This window comes from Calidifontibacillus erzurumensis, assembly GCF_013303125.1.
Lineage (GTDB): Bacteria > Bacillota > Bacilli > Bacillales > Bacillaceae_J > Calidifontibacillus > Calidifontibacillus erzurumensis.
Window position 1 is genome coordinate 269,924 of sequence record NZ_JABTTE010000001.1, and the last position, 22,228, is coordinate 292,151.

The 22,228-nt window shown below is 37.6% G+C and carries 20 protein-coding genes and 1 other annotated feature; of the genes, 15 read left to right on the plus strand and 5 right to left on the minus strand.

The genetic code is table 11. The features are described 5' to 3' along the window. The first annotated feature begins 9 nt into the window (after window positions 1–9). From namA to HR057_RS01455, 3 genes are all read left to right on the plus strand, one after another. A complete protein-coding gene (namA, locus tag HR057_RS01445) occupies window positions 10–1,032 on the plus strand; it encodes an NADPH dehydrogenase NamA (RefSeq protein WP_173729606.1) in 1,023 nt (340 codons plus the stop codon). A gap of 434 nt (window positions 1,033–1,466) precedes the next feature. Then, entirely contained in the window at window positions 1,467–2,480 is a 1,014-nt protein-coding gene (locus HR057_RS01450) for a 2-oxoacid:acceptor oxidoreductase family protein (protein ID WP_173729607.1), read from the plus strand. A gap of 1 nt (window position 2,481) precedes the next feature. After that, window positions 2,482–4,779, plus strand: a complete 2,298-nt coding sequence (locus HR057_RS01455; RefSeq protein WP_173729608.1) for a thiamine pyrophosphate-dependent enzyme — start codon at window positions 2,482–2,484, stop codon at window positions 4,777–4,779. Window positions 4,780–4,898: 119 nt separating this feature from the next. Here HR057_RS01455 and proI read toward each other — a convergent pair whose 3' ends face one another. Beyond that, entirely contained in the window at window positions 4,899–5,741 is an 843-nt protein-coding gene (proI, locus tag HR057_RS01460; protein ID WP_173729609.1) for a pyrroline-5-carboxylate reductase ProI, read from the minus strand. Window positions 5,742–6,300: 559 nt separating this feature from the next. Between proI and fabG the strand changes: the two genes are divergently transcribed. The 5 genes from fabG to HR057_RS01485 all read left to right on the plus strand — a co-directional run bounded on the left by fabG (window position 6,301) and on the right by HR057_RS01485 (window position 11,484). Next, complete coding sequence (fabG, locus tag HR057_RS01465) at window positions 6,301–7,041, plus strand: 3-oxoacyl-ACP reductase FabG (RefSeq protein WP_173729610.1); 741 nt, start codon at window positions 6,301–6,303, stop codon at window positions 7,039–7,041. 417 nt (window positions 7,042–7,458) lie between these two features. Next, the gene (locus HR057_RS01470; protein WP_173729611.1) at window positions 7,459–8,229 is read left to right on the plus strand and encodes an enoyl-CoA hydratase/isomerase family protein; all 771 of its coding nucleotides are present in this window, start codon (window positions 7,459–7,461) and stop codon (window positions 8,227–8,229) included. A gap of 398 nt (window positions 8,230–8,627) precedes the next feature. Next, window positions 8,628–9,887 carry a Y-family DNA polymerase gene (locus HR057_RS01475; protein ID WP_173729612.1) on the plus strand — a complete coding sequence of 420 codons (1,260 nt, stop codon included), beginning with the start codon at window positions 8,628–8,630 and terminating at the stop codon, window positions 9,885–9,887. A gap of 102 nt (window positions 9,888–9,989) precedes the next feature. After that, the gene (locus HR057_RS01480) at window positions 9,990–11,186 is read left to right on the plus strand and encodes an acetyl-CoA C-acetyltransferase (protein ID WP_173729613.1); all 1,197 of its coding nucleotides are present in this window, start codon (window positions 9,990–9,992) and stop codon (window positions 11,184–11,186) included. Window positions 11,187–11,229: 43 nt separating this feature from the next. Further along, window positions 11,230–11,484, plus strand: a complete 255-nt coding sequence (locus tag HR057_RS01485) for a YqkE family protein (protein ID WP_173729614.1) — start codon at window positions 11,230–11,232, stop codon at window positions 11,482–11,484. 111 nt (window positions 11,485–11,595) lie between these two features. Here HR057_RS01485 and HR057_RS01490 read toward each other — a convergent pair whose 3' ends face one another. Continuing rightward, window positions 11,596–12,156 (minus strand): FAD-dependent oxidoreductase, encoded by a 561-nt coding sequence (locus HR057_RS01490; protein ID WP_173729615.1) that lies wholly within the window; start codon window positions 12,154–12,156, stop codon window positions 11,596–11,598. Between the two features lie 183 nt (window positions 12,157–12,339). After that, window positions 12,340–12,540, minus strand: a complete 201-nt coding sequence (locus HR057_RS01495; protein ID WP_173729616.1) for a cold-shock protein — start codon at window positions 12,538–12,540, stop codon at window positions 12,340–12,342. Window positions 12,541–12,753: 213 nt separating this feature from the next. Between HR057_RS01495 and HR057_RS01500 the strand changes: the two genes are divergently transcribed. Beyond that, the gene (locus HR057_RS01500) at window positions 12,754–13,944 is read left to right on the plus strand and encodes a M14 family metallopeptidase (protein ID WP_173729617.1); all 1,191 of its coding nucleotides are present in this window, start codon (window positions 12,754–12,756) and stop codon (window positions 13,942–13,944) included. Between the two features lie 44 nt (window positions 13,945–13,988). Here the strand turns inward: HR057_RS01500 and mciZ are convergent, their stop codons facing one another. Further along, window positions 13,989–14,195, minus strand: coding sequence for a Z-ring formation inhibitor MciZ (gene mciZ, locus HR057_RS01505; RefSeq protein WP_173729618.1), 207 nt, complete (start codon window positions 14,193–14,195; stop codon window positions 13,989–13,991). 99 nt (window positions 14,196–14,294) lie between these two features. Between mciZ and HR057_RS01510 the strand changes: the two genes are divergently transcribed. The 5 genes from HR057_RS01510 to HR057_RS01530 all read left to right on the plus strand — a co-directional run bounded on the left by HR057_RS01510 (window position 14,295) and on the right by HR057_RS01530 (window position 19,727). Continuing rightward, entirely contained in the window at window positions 14,295–14,846 is a 552-nt protein-coding gene (locus HR057_RS01510) for an NUDIX hydrolase (protein ID WP_173729619.1), read from the plus strand. Further along, window positions 14,846–16,018 (plus strand): endonuclease Q family protein, encoded by a 1,173-nt coding sequence (locus HR057_RS01515; RefSeq protein ID WP_173729620.1) that lies wholly within the window; start codon window positions 14,846–14,848, stop codon window positions 16,016–16,018. Before HR057_RS01510 ends, HR057_RS01515 begins: the two co-directional genes overlap by 1 nt. Window positions 16,019–16,194: 176 nt before the next feature. Further along, window positions 16,195–16,836, plus strand: coding sequence for a stage II sporulation protein M (gene spoIIM, locus HR057_RS01520; protein ID WP_173729621.1), 642 nt, complete (start codon window positions 16,195–16,197; stop codon window positions 16,834–16,836). A 112-nt stretch (window positions 16,837–16,948) separates the two neighbouring features. After that, window positions 16,949–17,425, plus strand: a complete 477-nt coding sequence (gene fur / locus HR057_RS01525) for a ferric iron uptake transcriptional regulator (RefSeq protein ID WP_173729622.1) — start codon at window positions 16,949–16,951, stop codon at window positions 17,423–17,425. A gap of 97 nt (window positions 17,426–17,522) precedes the next feature. Next, window positions 17,523–19,727 (plus strand): peptidoglycan D,D-transpeptidase FtsI family protein, encoded by a 2,205-nt coding sequence (locus tag HR057_RS01530; RefSeq protein WP_173729623.1) that lies wholly within the window; start codon window positions 17,523–17,525, stop codon window positions 19,725–19,727. 101 nt (window positions 19,728–19,828) lie between these two features. On the opposite strand, the gene HR057_RS01535 is transcribed toward HR057_RS01530, so the two are convergent. Beyond that, complete coding sequence (locus tag HR057_RS01535; RefSeq protein ID WP_173729624.1) at window positions 19,829–20,110, minus strand: hypothetical protein; 282 nt, start codon at window positions 20,108–20,110, stop codon at window positions 19,829–19,831. A 122-nt stretch (window positions 20,111–20,232) separates the two neighbouring features. Beyond that, window positions 20,233–20,447, plus strand: a binding site (T-box leader). A gap of 82 nt (window positions 20,448–20,529) precedes the next feature. Here HR057_RS01535 and HR057_RS01540 point away from each other — a divergent pair. Beyond that, the gene (locus HR057_RS01540) at window positions 20,530–21,924 is read left to right on the plus strand and encodes a glycine--tRNA ligase (RefSeq protein ID WP_173729625.1); all 1,395 of its coding nucleotides are present in this window, start codon (window positions 20,530–20,532) and stop codon (window positions 21,922–21,924) included. Window positions 21,925–22,228: the final 304 nt, after the last annotated feature.

Below are 22,228 nucleotides of genomic sequence, written 5' to 3' on the forward strand. Positions count from 1 at the left end.
GAGATGATAATGGCAAGTGCTCTTTTATCCCCGTTTTCGATTAAAAATGTAATTTTCAAAAATCGAGTCGTTATGTCTCCGATGTGCATGTATTCGTCACATAATGAAGATGGGAAAGTACAAGATTTTCACCTTACTCATTATACGAGCCGTGCTGTCGGTCAAGTAGGACTTATTATATTAGAAGCAACAGCTGTTGTACCGGAAGGGCGCATCTCAAATTTTGATTTAGGAATTTGGGATGATGACCATATCGAAGGATTAAAAAAGATTGTTGACTCTTGTCATCAATACGGTGCAAAAGTTGGTATACAACTAGCACATGCCGGCAGAAAAGCATTAGTTGACGGTGATATTTTCGGACCATCAGCGATCGCTTATTCTGATAAGATGAGAACACCTAAAGAAATGACTATCCAAGACATTGAGCATACAGTTAATGCATTTCAAAATGCTGCTCGGCGGGCCAAAGAAGCTGGGTTTGATGTAATTGAAATTCATGCAGCTCACGGTTATTTGCTTCATGAATTTCTTTCGCCAATAACGAATAAGCGAACAGATTTATATGGGGAAACAGCTGAAAATCGGTATCGCCTTTTGAAACAAGTCATCGATGCTATACGGAAAGAATGGCAAGGATTGCTGTTTGTGCGCATTTCAGCGACTGACTATCATCCTGATGGCTTAACAGTTGAAGATTATTTGTACTTTGCTGAAGAAATGAAAAAACAAGAAGTTGATTTAATCGATTGCAGCACTGGAGGCTTAATATCGACACGAGGTCTTGATGTTTATCCTGGATATCAAGTGCAGTATGCTGAAAAAATAAAGAGGAGTGTACAAATTTATACAGGCGCTGTTGGATTAATTACATCACCATTGCATGCAGAAGAAATTATTAAAAATGGCCGTGCTGACTTAGTGTTCCTAGGAAGAGAGCTGCTAAGAAATCCTTATTGGGTATTTGAAGCTTCAAAACAATTACAAGTGAAAATTGAAGGACCGAAACAATATGAACTAGGATGGAGGTAATAATAAAAGGATCAGCTATTTGCTGGTCTTTTTTATTGATTTGAATATTCGAAACTTTCTGTAAAAATATAACACTTATTAATACAGTCCATAGATATTTTGAAAAAGTAAAAAATTTGTTTTGTGGCTAATAATTGGTCATTTACTAGTTGATGATCATGAAATAAAATGATATTTCAAAAAAATAAAATTTTATCAATTTCTTATAAAAAATGTAGCAGTTTATATTATGTTAAAACTGTTATAATACACTTGCGATTACTGTAACACAAAATAAAATATAGGAAAAACCTTGTTATATCAACTTATTTTTAGTATATTATAAGTGTGTATTATAAAATATTTAAAAAATATGTAACATTTTTCACAGCAATCATGTATAATTGATTGTAAAATAAAACTTAATAGTGATGTTTCTTTTAGGGGGAATCATAATGTCAATATTACCTAAGAAGAATGAATTAGGATTTTTTGAGATAAGACTTGAATCGATTGGCGGTTTGGGCGCAAACTTAGCAGGTAAAATGTTGGCGGAAGCCGGTGTCCTTGGATTGGGCTTAAACGGTTCAAACTTCTCTTCTTATGGTTCAGAGAAAAAGGGTACACCTGTAAAAAGTTTTATTCGTTTTTGTGATCCAGGTGTTGAAATTCGTGACCATAGTCCAATTATGCAGCCACATGTTGTAGGCGTTTTCCATGAAGCGCTTTATAAAACAGTAGATGTTGTCAGCGGCCTTCATGCTGATGGTATTGTACTAGTTAACACAACTCGTGACTTCGATGATGTTAAAAAAGATTTAAAACTTGAATATGGAACTCTAGCAATCGTAGATGCGCTAGGAATTGCTGTTGAAGAAAAAACAAAAGTAAATACAGCAATGTTAGGTGCGTTATTCAGAATCTGTGATTTCTTGGATGCAGAAGCGATGAAAGCGGTTATCCGCAAAACATTTGAAAAGAAATATCCGCATCTAGTTGAACCAAATATCCGCACATTTGAACGTGGTTATAACAGCGTTCAATTTAAAGAATACAAAGTACCGGAAGGTGCTGAAGGTAAGGCGTTTAAAATGCCGGAGCCGCTCTTGGGCTATGAAACTCAAGAAATCGGCGGAATTATCACTGCACAAGCAAATAGTATTTTCAAAGATTTAAGCGGATCCCGCCAAGGTTTCTTGCCAGAATTTAAGATTGAAAAATGTATTAACTGTGCTGCATGTGATACGGTTTGTCCAGACTTCTGTTTTGTGTGGGAAGAAGGGGAAGACAAGCGTGGCCGTAAACAAATGTTCTTAAAAGGAATCGATTATCAATATTGCAAAGGGTGCTTGAAGTGTGTGGAAGCCTGTCCAACAGAAGCACTTGTTGATATGCGCGAAGTGCTTGGCTATGCAGATGAGCACCGTGTACCTCAGCAATTTCCAAGAGTACTTGAAGAGGTGATGTAAGATGGCAATTTTAGAAAAAGACTTAAAAAATATGGATATTAAACCTGAACAAGTTGAAACGTTTGAATCTGGTAATGAAATGGCAGCAATGGCAGCTGCTCAAATAAACTACCACTTAATGGGATATTTTCCAATTACACCGTCTACCGAAGTTGCACAATTCTTAGATCAAATGAAAGCTCGCGGTGAGCATGATATTAAATTAATTGCAGCTGATGGTGAGCATGGTTCAGCAGGTATTTGCTATGGAGCAGCTACAGCTGGTGCCCGTGTTTTTAACGCTACAAGTGCGAATGGATTTATGTACATGCTTGAACAGCTACCTGTACAATCAGGAACACGCTTCCCAATGGTTATGAACCTTGTTACACGTTCAATCAGCGGTCCGCTTGATATTCGTGGCGACCATTCTGACCTATACTTCGGTCTCAATATCGGTTGGGTTATCTTAACAGCACGTACACCGCAAGCTGTTTATGACATGAATATTATGGCACTTAAAATTGCTGAACATGCCGATGTAAGACTTCCAGTGATCGTTGCTTATGATGGATTTTTCACATCACACCAAAAACGTCGTGTAAGCTATTTTAAAGACCGTAAAGTTGTTCAACAATTCGTAGGCGAGCGTCCAACAGGTTATCCGGTTATTGTTGATCCGCGCAATCCAGTTACGATTGGTGCTCATATGGACGGGCATGATTTAACAAATAACCATTATCAATTAACTCTTGCTCTTGAAAAAGCATATGACGTTTACAAGCAAGTAGCTGAAGAATATGCCGCTCTTTCTGGCCGTAAATATGAAGTGCTTGATACGTATAAAATGGAAGATGCAGAAGTTGCTTTATTCTTAATTAACTCTGCTGCAGAAACTGCAAAAGATGCGGTTGATAAACTTCGTGCTAAAGGTATTAAAGCGGGTGTTGTTAGTCCGAATATTATTCGTCCATTCCCGGCAGAAGAAATTCGCAAAGTATTTAAAAATGTAAAAGCATTATTAGTCGGTGAGCGCGCAGATTCATATGGCGGCAAGGGTGCGAACATGACCCATGAAATTAAGTCTGCCCTTCAAGATGATAAAGAAAATAAAACAATTGTATTAAGCCGTGTATTTGGACTTGGAGGAAAAGACTTCTTTACTGATGAAGCTGTACAAATGTTTGAACTTGCTATAGATGCAATGGAAAAAGGTTATGCTGAAAAGCCGTTTGATTACTTTGGTGTAACACCAGGTAAACCGGAAAATAAACTAAAACCTGCGATTAAACCAATGCATGGTGATGCGTTCCGCACAGGTTTAATTGAGGTTACACCTGATCCAGAAACAAATAAATTAAAAGTAAAAATTCCACCTTTACGTGCTTTAACAGCTAAGCCAAAACGTCTAGGTTCTGGTCATGGCGCATGTCCTGGTTGCGGTATTTTCCCTGGACTTGAGTTATTCTTCAAAGGAATCGAAGGCGATGTCATTACATTATTCCAAACTGGCTGTGGTTATGTAGTTTCAACAGGATATCCATATTCTTCTCATAAGCAGCCAATGATGCATAACTTGTTCCAGAATGGTCCAGCAACATTATCAGGTACCGTAGAAGCATTTTATGAAATGAGACGCCGTGGTGAAATCGACTTTGATGATGATGTGACCTTTGTAATGATTACTGGAGACGGCGGTATGGACATCGGAATGGGTTCAGCTATCGGTACTGCAAACCGTAATCATAAGATGATCATCATTGAATATGATAATGAAGGATATATGAACACAGGTTCCCAAATGTCATATTCAACACCGTTAGGACATATGACTAGTACGACTAACGTTGGTAAAACACAACAAGGGAAAGCGTTCCACCATAAAGATACTGCACAAATTATGGCAGCAACGAACATCCCATATGTATTTACAGGAACAGAAGCATTCCCGCAAGATCTTGTGAAAAAAGCAGCGAAAGCACAATGGTATGCTCAAAATGAAGGCATGGCTTACGGTAAAATTTTAATTACTTGCCCATTAAACTGGAAATCTGAAGACCGTTACGGAAGCGTCATTATGGAAGCTGCTGTTAACTGTAACTTCTTCCCTCTTTACGAAGTAGAACGCGGTATTACGACGATTACTTACAACCCTGAAGAAAAAGGTAAGAAAGTACCGCTTTCTGAATGGTTAAAATATATGGGTAAAACAAAGCATTTATTAAAAGAAGAAAATGCTCCTTTATATCAAGAATTCGAACGTGAAATTGAACGTCGTTGGAATCAGCTTAAAGCTAAACATGAAAACCCATATTTATAAAAAAATAATAGGCATTTGTCCTATTTGAGGAAAGGTGCTAGAAGTTAATCAAGAGGAATCGGTGAGATGCCGATTCCTTTTTTGTGCGAATAAAAAGCTGACGATAAAAGTCAGCTTTTTTATTGCTTCATCATAATATTTTCGATTTCTGCTCCTAATTCCTTTGAGCGTTCTGTTGCCCGTTTAATACACTGTACCATTGCTTCCTGGTACTTATATTGTTCCAGTACACTTAGCCCTGCTTCTGTAGTACCGCCAGGACTCATAATTTCCTTCCTGAGCACTGATGGATGTTTTGGTGAGGACTTTAACATTTCTGCAGCACCGATAATCGTTTGTAAAATCAGTTCTTTGCTTACATCTTTATCTAATCCTAAATCAAGCGCTGCTTTTTCCATTGCTTCCACCAAATAATATACATAAGCAGGTCCGCTTCCTGATAAGCCGGTAACAGCATGTAAATCATCTTCATCGACAATTGACACCGTTCCAATTGTTAAAAACAACCTTTTAGCTATCGCTTCATGGTTATGGTTAGCAAAAGTTCCTTGTGAAATTGCAGTGGCTGATTGGCCGATTGTTGCCGATGTATTTGGCATTGCCCGAATGATCGGGATTTTTAGACCTAATAATTCTTCAATACTTTTCGTTGAAATTCCAGCAATAACAGAAATAATCAATTTCTTTTCTGTTAAATAAGGTTTTATTGATTCTAAAGCGGCTGTTACATCTTTTGGTTTCATGGCAAGAATGACAACATCAGCAATTTCAAGAGCATCCTTTAAATTATTCGTCCCTTTTACTCCATATTGTTGTTTATAATATTGTAATCTTTCGACATTTGAACGGTTTGTAACAATCAGCTGTTCACGATCAAAAAGCTTACTGTTTATCATCCCAGCTACCATTGCTTCTGCCATTGAGCCTGCACCTATAAATGTATAGGTCAGTTTTTTATCCATGATTATCCCCCCTGTAAAAAATAAGAAAAGACCTTTCTGTCCTGTAAATAAAGGACGGAAAGGTCTTGTTTCCGCGGTACCACCTTTATTGACAACAAGAACAATTCCATAAAGCCCTATACATCGTATTGCTGGGAATTGATCTTGTGTCCTCTTTAAAGCTCGTATCGTGAGCATACGATTAGGTTTCCCTAATAGCTCAAGGGTAGGTTCGATGTGGATCATGCAATGAAGTTTTTCAGCCTATGAACTTCACTCTCTTTTGCCGATCCGGCTCATCTACTAGTCCCTGTCAACGCCACATCCATCTGTTTACTTTTCAATTATTATGCAAGTTTTGAATATTCATGTCAATAGTAAATTTTGTAGAAATTACAACCATCAGTATAAATTCAAATTCAACTTAAAATGATGTATAAAATTTGAAAATACTTTTCAGATAGATGAATTTTACACTTATAAATTCCATACAGATAAGTAAGAGATAAAAACAATTTCCTGTTATGCTAATATAATGGAATATAAGGAATTTTCCTTTTTAAATCAAGGAGGGAGCGGGATGAGACTACAAAATAAGGTGGCCATTGTTACCGGGGGAGCAAATGGGATTGGGAAAGCAACGGTTTTTCGTTTTACCGCTGAAGGAGCGAAAGTCGTTATAGCTGATTCAAATGAAGAACAAGGTTTGAAAGTGTTGGAGGAAGTTCAGAAACGATCAGGGATTGCCCGATTTGTGAAAGTTGATGTCGCTAGTTCCGAAAGTGTTCAAGAAATGGTAAAAACAGTTTTAGATCAGTTTGGAACGATCGATATTTTAATAAATAATGCTGGCATTACAAATGATGGCTTGCTTGCAAAACTTTCCGAAGAAGCGTGGCAAAAAGTGATTCAAGTAAATTTAACGGGTGTGTTCAATTGTACTAAAGCAGTTCTTCCAGTCATGCTTGAAAAAGGTTCAGGTAAAATCATCAATACCTCTTCTGTTTCGGGTGTTTATGGAAATATTGGCCAAACAAATTATGCAGCCGCAAAAGCAGGGGTCGTTGGGATGACAAAAACTTGGGCTAAAGAATTGGGACCAAAAGGGATTACAGTCAATGCAGTTGCTCCTGGATTCTGTGAAACGAATATGACAGCAAAAGTGCCGGAAAAAATTATGCAAAAGATCATTCAGCAAATTCCGCTTAAACGGCTTGGAAAAGCAGAAGATATCGCGAATGCCTACTTGTATTTGGCTTCCGATGAAGCGAATTACGTAAATGGCACAGTTTTACATGTTGATGGTGGTATTGTCATGTGAAATTAATTATTGAAGAAATTGCTTCAAATAATTTCCCTTAACTCTTACGAAATCGATCAAGAAAGCGGGGAAATTGTAGTAATAAGACCGGAGTTTCTCGGAGTAATCCGAAGAGATTGCGGTCTTTTTTATTAGAATAAAGCCTGTTTCTCAACAAAAAACTAGCTCGTCTAATGATCTCCTTTTTAATTTTTCATTCTATTAACAAGATGTAATGGAATCTCACTTATCTACTAATGGAAATGGATATAAAGGTGAAACTACGGTAAAATATCGACTCTAAAGAGTATGGAATTTTTTAATTTTTTGAATAATTTTAAAATTTATCTCCTAAAATACAAAAAATATGGGATAATTTAACTATATAAATTTTGGAAATCAACCTATCTTAGGTGCTACTAGAGGAGGTATATCATTATGAGCAATGTTCTTTATGAAAAACGCGATGGTGTGGCTTATGTTACTCTTAATCGTCCCGAGGCGATGAATGCTATTGATGAGGCCACCAATGCGGAATTGGAGGAAGTGTGGTGCGATTTCCGCAACGACGATGCTGTTGATGTGGCTATACTCACCGGTAGTGGGCAGGCTTTTTGTGCCGGAGCAGATTTAAAGACCTTTATTCCAAAGTGGGAGAATGCAAACATGCTCGATGTTCGCAAGAATATCCCCAAAGGTTTGGGAGGTGGACTGACTCGTGGGCAGCACCGTCTTTATAAGCCCATTATTGCTGCGATAAACGGCTATGCCATCGGCGCTGGCCTGGAAATCGCTTTAGCCTGTGATATCCGCATTGCTTCCGAAAATGCAAAATTTGGTGTCTTTGAGGTAAGACATGGCTTGCACCAAGGAGATGGTGGTTTAGTCCGCTTAGTAGCTATAGCTGGGATAGGTGTAGCCCTTGATCTCACTCTGACTGGGCGGGAGATTTCAGCTCAGGAGGCGCTTTCTCTAAGACTGGTTACCCGTGTTGTACCTTCGGAAAATTTGATGCAAGCCGCTGAGGAAACTGCACAAATGATACGGCGTAATAGCCGGAATGCCGTTCAATCCGCAAAGGAAACCATTTTTGAACTGATTGGGCGCCCACTAGATGACGCGCTGAGATTAGAGGCGCTATACGGTTATTCGAGCCTGGGGGATTTTTCCGATGCGCGTGAGAGGCTTGCAAAATTTATAAAGAAATAGACACGGCTACCGCAATACGGAAATGTTAAGATTACAATAAATCATCAAATTTGAACATGCATGCCCCCGTTATGTTTATGATGGTAATAATAATTTGAGCATTTATTAAGATAGGTCTAAACCAATTACCATAAAAGGCCATCAAGCGAAGTGTAGAAGAATGTTAAAAATACGAGAAGAGATTTTTTTACGTTTAAAAGCTGTTACCAATGAGCAGAAATACAGGAAAGAGTGAGAGTTGCAGGAACCCTTTTTAGGTGTATACGTGTTTAAGCGGTGTGAAATAGTATAGTATGACATCACATTTCGATGGAACAAATTTTTTTTAAGTTGAAATGGGAACATATATTCTTTATAATTGTTATCAGAACATAGGTTCTTTTTGTGGGGGATGAAAGATGATATCTTATACAAAGATTCCTCATCAGAAAATTTTATGTATAGATATGAAAAGTTTTTTTGCGAGCTGTGCAGCTGTAAAGCTCGGTTTAGATCCTTTAACTTGCTATTTAGTTGTAGTTGGCGATATCAATCAGCAAGGAAGCATTGTTCTTGCTGCATCACCAAAAATGAAGTCGGAATTCGGGATTAAAACCGGTAATCGGCTATTCGAAGTTCCGAATGATCCTCGCATTAAAATTGTGGATGCATCCATGGCATCTTTTTTAAAAACATCAACGGATATTACAAAACTTTTTTATCAATTTGTACCGAAAGAATGTATTCATGTGTATAGCATTGATGAAAGTTTTTTGAAAATAGATGGAACTGAGCGGCTATGGGGAAGTGCTTTGGATACAGCCAGGAAAATACGGGAAGCGATAGCTAAACAATTTCAATTGCCATGTTCCATAGGGATCGGACCGAACATGCTTATGGCCAAATTATGCCTAGATCTCGAGGCAAAAAAGCGCGGGATTGCTGAATGGACGTACACGGATGTAAAAACAAAACTATGGAATGTCACACCATTAAGTAAAATGTGGGGCATCGGCCCCCGGTTGGAACGCACATTAAACCGCATGGGAATCATGACCGTCGGGCAACTTGCCAATTATCCGTTGGCGCTGTTAGAAAAAAAGTTTGGGATTATTGGCAATCAATTGTATTATCACACACATGGCATCGATTTTTCAGAAATAGGCGCTCCTATTTTAAAGGGGCAAGTATCCTTTGCTAAAGGTCAAATTTTGCTTCGCGATTATGATGATCCGAAAGAAATAAAGCATGTTATATTGGAAATGTGTGAAGAAGTGGCAAGGAGGGCCCGTACAGCGAGAAAATGTGGAAGGACCGTTAGTTTAGGGATCGGCTATAGTAAACACGTCGGTGGAGGAGGGTTTTACCGCTCAAAAACGATGGAAGAGCCGACGAATGTGACAATGGATATTTATCGGACGTGTCTTGAGCTATTTGCAGAAAACTATGCCCACCGGACAGTAAGAAAAATTTCGGTTACGCTGTCAAATGTCAGTGATGATGATATGTTGCAACTCAGTTTATTTGAAGAAAATAAAGTAAGGGAGCGCGAACTTGGTTATGTGATGGATGCCATTCGCAAGAAACATGGTCCGAATGCCATTTTGCGCGCGGTCTCTTATACAAAAGCGGGGACGGCGCGCCGACGCAATAAGCTGATTGGAGGTCATCAAGCATAAAAATAGTGTTAATATTCAAAAAAATATTTTTTTATAAAAAAGGATAATACCGTTATCATTTCGAACATATAGATAGGATGTACTTAAGGACAAGGGGAGGAAATGAAATTGACATTAAAAGATGTAGTAATTGTAAGTGCAGTAAGAACTCCAATCGGCGCTTTCAGAGGAAGTTTAAAAGATATATCGGCACCGAAACTTGGCTCCATCGTTATTAAAGAAGCTTTAAAGCGTGCTGATGTACAAGCTGACCAAGTGGATGAAGTCATCATGGGAAATGTGCTTCAGGCTGGTCTCGGACAAAATCCGGCGCGGCAATCAGCGATTTTTGCTGGTCTTCTTCAGGAAACACCGGCAATGACCATTAACAAAGTTTGCGGTTCCGGATTAAAAGCGGTTCATTTGGCAACGCAAGCAATCATGCTAGGGGAAGCAGAAATTGTTGTTGCCGGCGGAATGGAAAATATGAGCCAAGCGCCATATTTATTAAAAGATGCCCGCGATGGATTCCGCATGGGAGATCAAAAGGTCATTGACAGCATGATCAATGATGGTTTATGGTGCGCTTTTAACGATTATCATATGGGAATTACAGCCGAAAATCTTTGTGAAAAATACAATATTAGCCGCGAAGAACAAGATGAGTTATCTGCTTTAAGCCACGAAAAAGCTCAAGCGGCCATTGAAGCAGGAAAATTTAAAGATGAAATCGTTCCTGTTGAAATTCCACAGCGGAAAGGCGATCCAATTATTTTTGAAAAAGATGAACATGTAAAGCCAGGCACAACCGTTGAAAAATTGGCAAAGCTGCGCCCAGCGTTTAAAAAGGACGGTTCTGTTACTGCAGGGAATGCTTCCGGTATAAATGATGGTGCTGCTGCTCTTGTTTTAATGAGCAGGGAAAAAGCAGAACAGTTAGGATTAAAACCATTAGCGCTCATTCGCGGCAATGCCAGCGCTGGTGTAGACCCAAGCATTATGGGAATCGGACCGGTACAAGCTGTAAAAAAAGTGTTAGAAAAAACAGGCTTATCGTTAAGCGACATCAACTTAATTGAAGCGAATGAAGCTTTCGCAGCGCAAACAATTGCTGTCGATCGCGAACTGGGATTCAATAAAGAGATCTTGAATGTAAACGGAGGGGCAATTGCTCTTGGTCATCCGATTGGTGCTAGCGGAGCAAGAATACTCGTAACACTAGTCCATGAATTAAAACGCCGCGCAGGTCGCTATGGCTTGGCAACATTATGCATTGGCGGAGGACAAGGTGTTGCTACAATCATTGAAAATATAGAATAAACGAGTCTGTCCATGATATAATTTGCCATAGAGGTGATGACCGATGGCAAAAAAGAAAGTACAAAACAAAAAGGCTGCAAAAGTGCAGCAAGAAGATCGACTAAGTGTCCTTGACCATTTAGATCAGCATGTACTTGCTAAATTAAAAGAAAAACAACAGAAATTGGCACTCGAAGCGAAAAGACAACAAGAATTGGAAGAGGAACGAAAGCGACAAGAACGAAAACAGCGCGAAAAAAATAAATCGTTTGCAGAACTGTTAGAAGAAAGCAATTTAGATTGGAAAAAGTTTAAATAAAGTAATTGGCTCACAATGGTAAATAACGATGTTTTTTCTTATTTCTTTAATCCTTTAATAAAGTATAAAAAGACGGGGAAGTTCCCGTCTTTTTAGTTCCATTTGAATTTCTTATTTAAGTACGTCATGGTCAACATAACGTTCGCCATTTAATTCACTGATGATATTAATGGCAACTTTGGCGCCATCGCCTGCTGTAATGATTGTATGTAAGCTTGCACCAGCAATAGCCCCTGCTGCCCATACTCCTTCAATATTTGTTTTGCCGTTCTGATCAACTTTGACAATTGACTTCACTCGCGGCTCTGTACCAGGAATAATTGTGAGCCCTGCTTTTTCAGCAACATCAATCATTAAGCCGGTTGCTAAAATAACATGTTTAGCCTGATATGTTTGATTTTCTGTTTCTACAGTGACACCTTCATCAGTTTTTACAATATTTACAGCAGTTTCGTTAATGATTTCAGCTCCAAACTTAGCGGCTTGTTTTTTACCAAGTTCGATAAGATCTGGGCCGGACATTTCCATTACCCCATAATGGTTTTCCATCCAAGCTCTTTTCGTAATACTCTTATCATTATCAATAACTAATGTTTTCTTGCCAGCTTTTGCAGCGAATAAAGCGGCACTTGCACCAGCTGATCCTGCACCGATTACAATAATATCGTACATGAGTCATTCCCCCATTATAAAAAATTTTATTATCCATTATCATCATAAATAAAATCATTGCTAGTGTAAAATAACTTGCCCCAAATATACATAAAGAAAGCCGCCTCAAAGATTTACAGACACTACAACTAAATAGCAAATGGCTTTAGAATAGCGTCGGTAATTTTTGAGACAGCTTTCTTATTAAACTTTATGTACGTTTACAGCTTGAGGACCTCTTGCGCCGTTTTCAATTTCGAATGTTACGGCTTGGCCTTCTTCTAAGGTTTTAAAGCCTTCTTCCTGTATAGCTGAATAGTGAACAAAGACATCTTCACCGCCTTCACGTTCAATAAATCCGAAGCCTTTTTCACTGTTAAACCATTTTACTTTCCCGTGTTCCATTGATAATTTTCCTCCTAAAATGATTTTGCTTTCTTAGTATGTCCAGTTAAAATTTTTTCAAACCAAAATTCTTAAGTTTTTACAACATACCCTAGAATGCCCCTCATTTCAACGAGGAGTCAATCAGTTGTATAAAGTTTCGAATATTGCCTGATTAATTCTCATAAAAATGATATGAACAGCAATGTATTTGGATATGAGGAGGTTTCTTCATTGGATATTGTTGTAAGAAGGGGCGATACTTATTGGTATTATAGTCAACTGTTCCAGCTGCCGCTTCGCTTAATTCTTGATTCGAATCCTACGATACCCGCGAACCAACTGAGGGTAGGGCAAATTGTTAAAATTCCAGGTTTTGTCACAACAAATTATCAAATAAAAGCGGGCGATACATTATGGGCAATTGCTAGAAGCCGGAATTTGCCTATCGATAGCTTGTTATTAGTAAACCCAAATATAAATCCACAGCAATTACGGATCGGTCAAACGATTAAAGTGCCACTAAGGATTATTTGGCGCGTAGTCGACGGAAAAAGAAATTATGATTACAATTTGATGATGGATCACCTTACCCGTTTGAAAAGTATATATCCTTTTGTTAGAATCCCTTCCATTGGCAATTCAGTATTAGGAAAAGCGATACCAGAAGTGAATATCGGCATGGGTGGAAAAAAAGTCCACTTTAATGGTTCTTTCCACGCAAATGAATGGATTACAACTCCAGTAATTATGACATTTTTGAATGACTATTTGCTTGCTCTCACGAACCAAACTCCGATACGTGGTTTAAACATGTACCCTTTTTATGAACAAGTGGCGCTGTCGATTGTACCGATGGTGAATCCGGATGGAGTCGATTTAGTATTGAACGGTCCACCAAATGTAGAACCATGGCGGAACCGGGTTGTAGCAATAAATAAAGGAAGCCGCAATTTTTCAGGCTGGAAAGCTAATATCCGAGGTGTTGATTTAAATAATCAATTTCCTGCCCGTTGGGAAATTGAAGCAGCGAGAAAAGTAAAGGAACCATCTCCTAGAGATTACCCGGGTGAACGACCGCTCTCTGAGCCGGAAGCAATTGCTATGGCACAGCTGACAAGAAGAAAAGATTTCAATCGGGTGCTAGCATTCCATACCCAAGGTAAAGTAATTTATTGGGGCTTTGAAAATTTAGAACCGAAAGAATCAGAAACGTTAGCCAATGAATTTGCAAGGGTAAGCGGCTATGAGCCGATTCGGACGGTAGACAGCTATGCTGGCTATAAAGATTGGTTTATTCAAGAATGGCGGCGTCCTGGTTTTACGATAGAACTCGGTAGAGGTGTAAACCCGCTGCCAGTTGCTCAATTTGATGAAATTTATCAAGAAGCATTGGGAATTTTCCTTGCTAGCCTTTATATGTAAAATAAGCTGTCTTGCGTGTGTAAAGCACACATGTAAGGCGGTTTCTATTTTTTAGACGGAAAAAATAAATAATATTGCATCCGTTTAGGCACTTTATTGATAGAAGGTGTTATTTCTGTATAAGTGCATTGATTTTTTTCAATTAATTCTTTAACAGTTGTGAAATATTGACGGTATTTATAAAGCATGAACCGAATATCTTTCGCTTTACCAGCCATTTTAAAACAATTATTTTGCACATATATTTTCATATTATAAACCCCTTTTCTATAGTTGGTAGAGTTATGATAACTTTTGTATGGTAGACTTTATGATAGATTGTTGAATAATAGAACAAGGAGTTGAAAAAAATGGATCATTTATGGGAAAAAACTTTGTCATCACAGGAGATTTTCAAAGGGAAAATTATAGAGGTAAGAGTAGAAGAAGTAGAATTGCCAAATGGACAGAAAAGTAATCGGGAAATTGTGAAACATCCTGGGGCGGTGGCCATTATTACATTGACAAGTGAGAATAAATTACTACTCGTCCGTCAATATCGAAAACCTCTTGACCGAGTGATTTATGAAATTCCTGCCGGAAAACTTGAGCCTGGGGAAAATCCGTTAGATTGCGCTAAAAGAGAATTGGAAGAGGAAACAGGTTGCACCTCCGCATCGCTCATTCATATCCAATCCTTTTATACTTCCCCTGGTTTTGCCGATGAAATTATCCATATCTATTATGCGGATCAACTCGTAAAACAAGCGAATGGACCAGGTCTAGATCAAGATGAATTTTTAGATTTGGTGGAAGTAACGCTTGAAGAAGCACACCAATTAATAAAAGAACAGAAAATATATGATGCAAAAACAGTATTTGCTGTTCAATATCTACAGTTGAAAAAGTATGGGGAGCTCTAATGAACAAATATTTTGCTGATTTGCATATCCATATTGGCAGGACAAAATCAGGGAAGCCTGTGAAAATCACTGGAGCAAAGTCTTTAACATTGTCAAATATTTTATATGAGGCATCTTTTATAAAAGGAATGGATATGATCGGCGTAATTGATTGTCATGTTCCTGAAGTATTACAGGAATTAGTCGATTTAATAGATAAAGGGAGCGTTGAACTCCTAAAGGGTGGGGGTTTGCGTTATGCAAATGTAACACTCATACTAGGATCGGAAATAGAAGTATATGATGACCATTGTAAAGGACCAATGCATGTACTCGCATTTTTTCCGACGATTGATTTAATGGAAACATTTAGCAAGTGGTTGGCAGAAAGGGTAAAAAATATAAACCTATCCACCCAGCGCATGTATGATACGGGCAAAAATTTACAGCGAAAGGTGAAAGAACTGGGTGGATTGTTTATCCCAGCGCATGTTTTTACACCTTTTAAAAGTTTGTATGGATCAAGCGCACACGTTTCTCTTACAGAAATTTTAAACCCGGATTGGATTGATGCCATTGAGTTAGGTTTAAGCTCGGATACAGAAATGGCAGATCAATTGATGGAACTGCATAGTTATACTTTTTTATCAAACTCCGATGCTCATTCATTAGGTAAAATCGCTAGAGAGTATCAAGCAATCTTAATGGAGGAGCCAACTTTTGAGGAGCTTGCGATGGCTCTTCATGAAAAGAATGGAAGAAAAATATTAGCAAATTACGGTCTGGATCCAAGGCTTGGGAAATACCATCGTACATCATGTGAAAAATGCTTTACGTTACTTGATGATGCAGAAAATTGTCCAGCATGCGGACATAAAAGAGCAACGAAAGGTGTGTTTGAACGATTGCAAGAGTTGAAAAATGCGCAGGGAAAGTTTGTAGAAAATCGTAAAATTCGTCCACCTTATATTCACCAAGTACCTTTGGAATTCATACCGAAGCTTGGTCCGAAAACAATGGACAAGCTGCGAGCACATTTTGGAACAGAAATGAATATTATCCATCATGTCTCTGAACAAGAGCTAAAGAAAATTGTAAGTCCAACAATTGCTCATATGATTATACAGGCAAGAAAAGGCGAACTAGCTCTCGCTTCTGGTGGTGGAGGCCACTACGGGAAAGTAATTGAGTAGGAAAATATTGTTAATAGGATTCGCTTTCTACAAAAGATAATAAATAGAGTCATAGATTTCCTTTCCCCTCATAGAATACAGTAGAGCGGTACTTAGACTTTGAAACATCTAACCAAAGTCTATCAAGTGTATTTCCAAAAAAGTATTGCTCGACCGATCGACTGAGGGGGATCTTTATGAATCGAACGTTGAAAGCTGTTTTAATAAAACATTTTCAAGAAAATTCATCGATTTATTTATTTACTACGGTATTGTTTTTAATCGGTGTAATATTTGGCGCTATTATTGTTAATAGTTTGAGCTATTCCCAAAAAGAGGATTTATATTATTATTTAAGCCGCTTTTTTGGACAAGTATCGAATGGTGAATTTGCCAGCGCTTCTTTAATGTTTAAGCAAAGCTTTGTTCATTATGCAAAATATGTTGGATTAATGTGGATTTTAGGATTATCGATCATTGGACTGCCGATCATTTTAATTTTGTTATTTTTAAAAGGAATCGTCGTTGGATTTACAGTTGGCTTTTTAGTGAATCAAATGGGATGGTATGGATTTTTGTTGTCATTTGTTTCCGTCTTGCCGCAAAATTTGCTTTTAGTTCCCGCTTTTATTTTTATTGGAACTGCTGCCATTTCTTTTTCAATAAGAATGATTCGCAAGCAATTTGTTAGAAGAGTGAATGAACCGATTTTTCCTTATTTTGTCCGCTATTCTTTTGTCATGGCCGGCATGTTGATCATCATAAGCATTGCTTCTTCTTTCGAAGCCTATATTTCTCCTGTCTTAATGAAAAATGTTATTGAAATGATCTATAATTAGAATTATTATAAAATAGGAATAAAGGTAATGTATAATTTAGTATAATTCTAATTTGACACCTATTTTGTCTTTCGCTTATAATAATCAATGAAAACGAGGGAGGGGGTCTTCGATGGAAAAAAGAATAGAAAGAATTAAGAAGCAGCTGCATTCTCAAAGCTATAAATTAACACCGCAACGTGAAGCAACAGTTCGGGTACTTCTCGAACATGAAGAAGATCATTTAAGTGCGGAAGATGTATACCTCCTCGTGAAAGAAAAATACCCTGAAATTGGGTTAGCGACAGTTTATAGAACGTTGGAGTTGTTAACAGAATTAAAAATTGTTGATAAAATCAATTTCGGTGATGGTGTTGCCCGTTATGATTTACGAAAAGAAGGGGCTGCACATTTTCATCACCATCTAGTATGCATGGAATGTGGCTCTGTTGATGAAGTTGAGGAAGATTTATTAGGTGAAGTCGAAAAAATAATTGAAAGAGATTGGAATTTTAAAATTAAAGATCATCGCTTGACGTTTCACGGGATTTGCCACCGATGCCATGGCAAAGAAGTGAAGGAAAAGTATAGAAACCTTGCCTTTGAATAAGGGAAGGTTATTTTTTTGTTTATAGGAAACTTGGATGCAGATTTTTAATGACATGTTATAATAATAAGCGAATGTATGGTAGATAAGGATGACGAACATGACCAATCATGAAAATGCGAAAAAGAAAAAGAAATCACATATTCCTTTTCGTTTAAATTTTTTATTTTTCACTGTTTTTCTTTTATTTTCAATTATTATCTTAAGGCTTGGAGTCGTGCAAATTGCCAATGGAGAAATGTATAAAAAAGAACTTGAACGTACGGAAAATATCATTGTAGAAAATCCGGTGCCCCGCGGGAAAATATATGACCGCAAGTGGCGGACGATCGTGGATAATGAGCCGGTGAATGCAATTGTATATTCACGTATGCCCGGCACTTCCCAAAAGGAAAGGTTGGAGGTAGCAACAAAGCTGGCTCAATACATTGATGTACCAATCGATGATATTTCTGAAAAAGATGAGCGCGATTTAAAAGACTATTGGCTGATTAAATTTCCTGAAAAAGCGAAAGAAAAGTATACACAGGAAGAGTTTGAAAAGCTTGAAGATGATGAATTGTATAAGCTTCAACTCAAGCGGATTACAGAAGAGGATTTAGCTGTTTTTACACCTCAGGAGTTAGAAATTTTTAAAATTAAACGCGAGCTTGATCGTGGATATGACTTAACATTAAATATTGTAAAAGATAATGTAACTCAAAAGGAATTTGCCCTTGTCAGCGAACATTTAAGCGAGCTTCCCGGCATTGATATCATGACAAACTGGGACAGGAAGTATAATTATGGCTCAACATTCCAAACCATTTTGGGCAATGTTACAAGAGGGCTGCCTGCTGAAAAAATTGACTATTATTTAGCGCGGGGTTATAGCCGTAATGATCGAATAGGGGCTAGTTATATTGAGGAACAGTATGAAGATGTTTTAAAAGGAAATAAAGAAAAAATTAAATATATTAAAGATAAAAGCGGAAACATTCTTTCGACTGAAGTAGTTTCAGAAGGGGAGCGCGGTCAAGATCTTGTATTAACAATTGATATGGAATTGCAAAAGCGGGTTGAACAAATTATTACTGAAGAATTAATCAAGGCAAAGAAGTCTTCAGGAAACTTTTTATTGGATCGTGCTTTTGTTGTCATGATGAATCCAAAAACAGGTGAAATTTTGGCACTTGCCGGGAAACAATTGCAAAATAAAAATGGCAAACTCGAAGTACAAGATTTCGCAATTGGCACGATGACGAGCCAATATGAAATGGGATCAGCTGTTAAAGGGGCAACGATTTTGACAGGATACCAGACAGGTGCAATCAAACCTGGTACAGTTCTAGTTGACGAACCCCTGAAAATTAAAGGAACACCTTTAACAGGTTCCTATCAAAGAATGGGTGCTATCAATGATCTAACAGCATTAAAAAAATCATCGAACGTTTATATGTTTAAGACTACGATTAATATGGCTAACGCTGTTTACCGCTATGGTGAATCATTGAATATCCAACCGAAATATTTTGATTTGATGCGTTATTATTTCAATCAATTTGGTTTAGGTGTTAAAACGGGTATTGATTTGCCGAATGAAGCAACTGGCTATACTGGAACAGATGTTACACCTGGTTTGTTATTATTCTTTAGCATTGGCCAATACGATTCTTATACACCTTTGCAGATGGCGCAATATGTGTCAACAATTGCAAATGGCGGTTACCGTATGAAGCCTTTGATCGTCAAGGAAATTAGAAAGCCGATGACCGATCAAGAGATGGGGAATGTTTTACACGAATTTAAACCGCAAGTGTTAAATAAAATAGATATGGAAGAACAGTACGTAAAGCGAGTCCAGGAAGGATTTCGTCAAGTCTTTCAAGAGCCGGGTGGTACGGCCTATGCCTACTTCGGAAATGCACCATATAATCCTGCTGGCAAAACAGGAACAGCGCAGAGCCGCTATTATGGTCCAAAGCGGGAATATTACGGAGCTAAAACTTATAATTTGAGTCTTATTGGTTATGCTCCATTTGATAATCCTGAAGTAGCATTTTCCGTTGTCGTACCGTGGGTAAGTACAGATAAACATCCAGTAAATAAATATATTGGCCGCCGTATTATGGATGCCTATTTCGAACTAAAGAAAACAGAGACCATCCCTTCAACAGAAGAAAGCGAAGCAGCAGTTGAAACTATGGGTGGGAATGGGACTCAACCTGAAAATGGAAATATAAATGCAAATATAAATCAAAATACGAATGGTAATGAAAATGTAAATACAAATGGAGATGAAAATCAATCTTCCATGCAAGAATAATTTTAAAGTAATAGGCCTCGATTAGTAAAATCGATGGCCTATTTTTATACACAAAATCTTTAAATTAATAACCTTCATTCAGCTTTTCGTTCTCAAATCGATTACTGCTTTTCTTGCAATAATTGTTCCATTAAAGAGGTATATACTTGTAATAGTTGAATTTTTACAACTGGATCTAGATTTGCATTTAGAATCCGTTTCGTTCCTAAATAAAATTTCACATGTGGTGTAGTCCGCACTCTTGGATGGCTGTTTTCATCTTTTAATTCCTTCATAATAGTCTTTTTTAATGTTGCTTCAGCATCATGTTCAGTCGCTAAAATACGGTTTTTTCCCAATGATTTATAGGCTTCTAGCAATTCATCATAGTTGAAAGTAGTCATAAACATAAGCCTCCTGAATGTTGCATTTATTTAAAATTAGAGTAAAATAATTAATGGAAATGGGCAAGGTATATCTTGACGCTAGATTTGTGAATTGATATCATAACATACAAATTTATATTTTGAAAACGATGAAAGACCAATAGTAGCTGAAATTCATCTTTTATAGCGAGCAAGGGATGGTGGAAGCCTTGCAAAGATATTCAGTGAAACGGCAGTCTGGAGTTTATTGTAAAAAGTGGGTACATCTGATATTAAAGTATTTCATCGAATTCTAAAACATGTTTGAAGATGTACCAATTAGGGTGGAACCGCGGGAAATGCTCTCGTCCCTAAGCTTTATAAGGCTTAGAGGCGAGAGCTTTTTGTATTTCTTATGATCAATTTTAAGATTTAACAAAAAAAATTGTAAGGAGTGTATGGAATTGGCAGTAGAAAAAACAATGGATCAAATTGTGGCCGTGGCTAAACACCGTGGCTTTGTCTTTCCTGGTTCAGAAATTTACGGTGGACTTGCGAATACATGGGACTATGGTCCGCTTGGTACTGAGTTGAAAAACAATATAAAAAAAGCTTGGTGGCAAAAGTTTGTACAAAGCTCACCTTACAATGTCGGTTTAGATGCAGCGATTTTAATGAATCCAAAAACATGGGAAGCATCAGGCCATCTCGGAAATTTCAATGACCCAATGATTGACTGTAAACAATGTAAAGCTAGACATCGTGCTGATAAGCTAATCGAAAATGCATTAGATGAAAAAGGAATTGAAATGATTGTTGACGGCTTGCCATTTGAAAAAATGGAAGAGCTCATTAAAGAACATGATATTGTTTGTCCTGATTGTGGAAGCAAAGACTTCACACAAATTCGCCAATTTAATTTAATGTTTAAAACATTCCAAGGTGTAACAGAATCAAGTGCAAATGAAATTTACCTTCGACCAGAAACAGCCCAAGGTATTTTTGTAAACTTTAAAAACGTACAGCGCACGATGAGAAAGAAGCTGCCATTTGGGATTGCTCAAATCGGAAAAAGCTTTCGAAATGAGATTACACCTGGAAACTTCACGTTCCGTACAAGAGAATTTGAACAAATGGAGCTAGAGTTTTTTTGCAAACCAGGTGAAGAATTAAAATGGCATGAGTATTGGCTTAATTTCTGTGAAAATTGGCTTTTGTCATTAGGAATGACAAAAGAAAATATCCGTTTGCGTGAGCATTCAAAAGAAGAATTATCCCATTACAGCAATGCAACAACAGATATTGAATATAAATTCCCGTTTGGTTGGGGTGAGCTATGGGGCATTGCTTCCCGTACCGATTACGACTTAAAACAGCATATGGAATATTCAGGTGAAGATTTCCATTATCACGATCAAGAAACAAACGAACGTTACATTCCATATTGCATTGAGCCATCGTTGGGTGCTGACCGCGTTGCTTTAGCCTTTTTAATTGATGCATATGATGAAGAACAGTTAGAAGATGGAACAACACGCTCAGTGATGCATTTCCATCCTGCATTGGCACCTTATAAAGCGGCGATTTTACCATTATCGAAAAAACTTTCTGAAGAAGCACGAGCTATTTACGAGGAGCTATCGAACTACTTTATGGTTGATTATGATGAATCAGGCTCTATTGGCAAACGTTACCGCCGCCATGATGAAATCGGTACTCCATTCTGCATTACGTACGACTTTGATTCAAAAGAAGATCAAATGGTAACAGTCCGCGACCGCGATACGATGGAGCAACAGCGGATTCCAATTGCTGAACTAAAAAGCTTCATCGAAGAAAAAATAAGATTTTAACCATTATAGGAGGGTGTTCTAATGAGAAGAACATCCTCTTATTTTATAGAAAACACTGCTCGTTAACTAATATTCAAATATTGAAATGACTTCTTATAAATGTTGTAGTGCGTCTTTCTTGATCAAAATGATTCAGGATTAAAGGTAAGATTTGCTTAGATTTCTGATTTCTTGTGCACCCCCTACCCCATTTACAAATTCCACATTTTTCTGTACTTTAGAATTAATAGAAATGTTCTTCTTTTCCACCAATGTATAAAATTTCCCATTGTTGACATATCTTTTAATAGAGGGTTGTACACCG

Coding starts and splice junctions, on each gene's coding strand:
- HR057_RS01480 (WP_173729613.1), top strand. CDS start 9,990: ATGAAATTGACATTAAAAGATGTAGTAATTGTAAGTGCAGTAAGAACT.
- HR057_RS01455 (WP_173729608.1), top strand. CDS start 2,482: ATGGCAATTTTAGAAAAAGACTTAAAAAATATGGATATTAAACCTGAA.
- HR057_RS01475 (WP_173729612.1), top strand. CDS start 8,628: ATGATATCTTATACAAAGATTCCTCATCAGAAAATTTTATGTATAGAT.
- fur (WP_173729622.1), top strand. CDS start 16,949: ATGGAAAAAAGAATAGAAAGAATTAAGAAGCAGCTGCATTCTCAAAGC.
- HR057_RS01470 (WP_173729611.1), top strand. CDS start 7,459: ATGAGCAATGTTCTTTATGAAAAACGCGATGGTGTGGCTTATGTTACT.
- mciZ (WP_173729618.1), bottom strand. CDS start 14,195: ATGAAAATATATGTGCAAAATAATTGTTTTAAAATGGCTGGTAAAGCG.
- HR057_RS01485 (WP_173729614.1), top strand. CDS start 11,230: ATGGCAAAAAAGAAAGTACAAAACAAAAAGGCTGCAAAAGTGCAGCAA.
- proI (WP_173729609.1), bottom strand. CDS start 5,741: ATGGATAAAAAACTGACCTATACATTTATAGGTGCAGGCTCAATGGCA.
- spoIIM (WP_173729621.1), top strand. CDS start 16,195: ATGAATCGAACGTTGAAAGCTGTTTTAATAAAACATTTTCAAGAAAAT.
- HR057_RS01530 (WP_173729623.1), top strand. CDS start 17,523: ATGACCAATCATGAAAATGCGAAAAAGAAAAAGAAATCACATATTCCT.
- namA (WP_173729606.1), top strand. CDS start 10: ATGGCAAGTGCTCTTTTATCCCCGTTTTCGATTAAAAATGTAATTTTC.
- HR057_RS01510 (WP_173729619.1), top strand. CDS start 14,295: ATGGATCATTTATGGGAAAAAACTTTGTCATCACAGGAGATTTTCAAA.
- HR057_RS01535 (WP_173729624.1), bottom strand. CDS start 20,110: ATGACTACTTTCAACTATGATGAATTGCTAGAAGCCTATAAATCATTG.
- HR057_RS01450 (WP_173729607.1), top strand. CDS start 1,467: ATGTCAATATTACCTAAGAAGAATGAATTAGGATTTTTTGAGATAAGA.
- HR057_RS01515 (WP_173729620.1), top strand. CDS start 14,846: ATGAACAAATATTTTGCTGATTTGCATATCCATATTGGCAGGACAAAA.
- HR057_RS01495 (WP_173729616.1), bottom strand. CDS start 12,540: ATGGAACACGGGAAAGTAAAATGGTTTAACAGTGAAAAAGGCTTCGGA.
- fabG (WP_173729610.1), top strand. CDS start 6,301: ATGAGACTACAAAATAAGGTGGCCATTGTTACCGGGGGAGCAAATGGG.
- HR057_RS01540 (WP_173729625.1), top strand. CDS start 20,530: ATGGAATTGGCAGTAGAAAAAACAATGGATCAAATTGTGGCCGTGGCT.
- HR057_RS01490 (WP_173729615.1), bottom strand. CDS start 12,156: ATGTACGATATTATTGTAATCGGTGCAGGATCAGCTGGTGCAAGTGCC.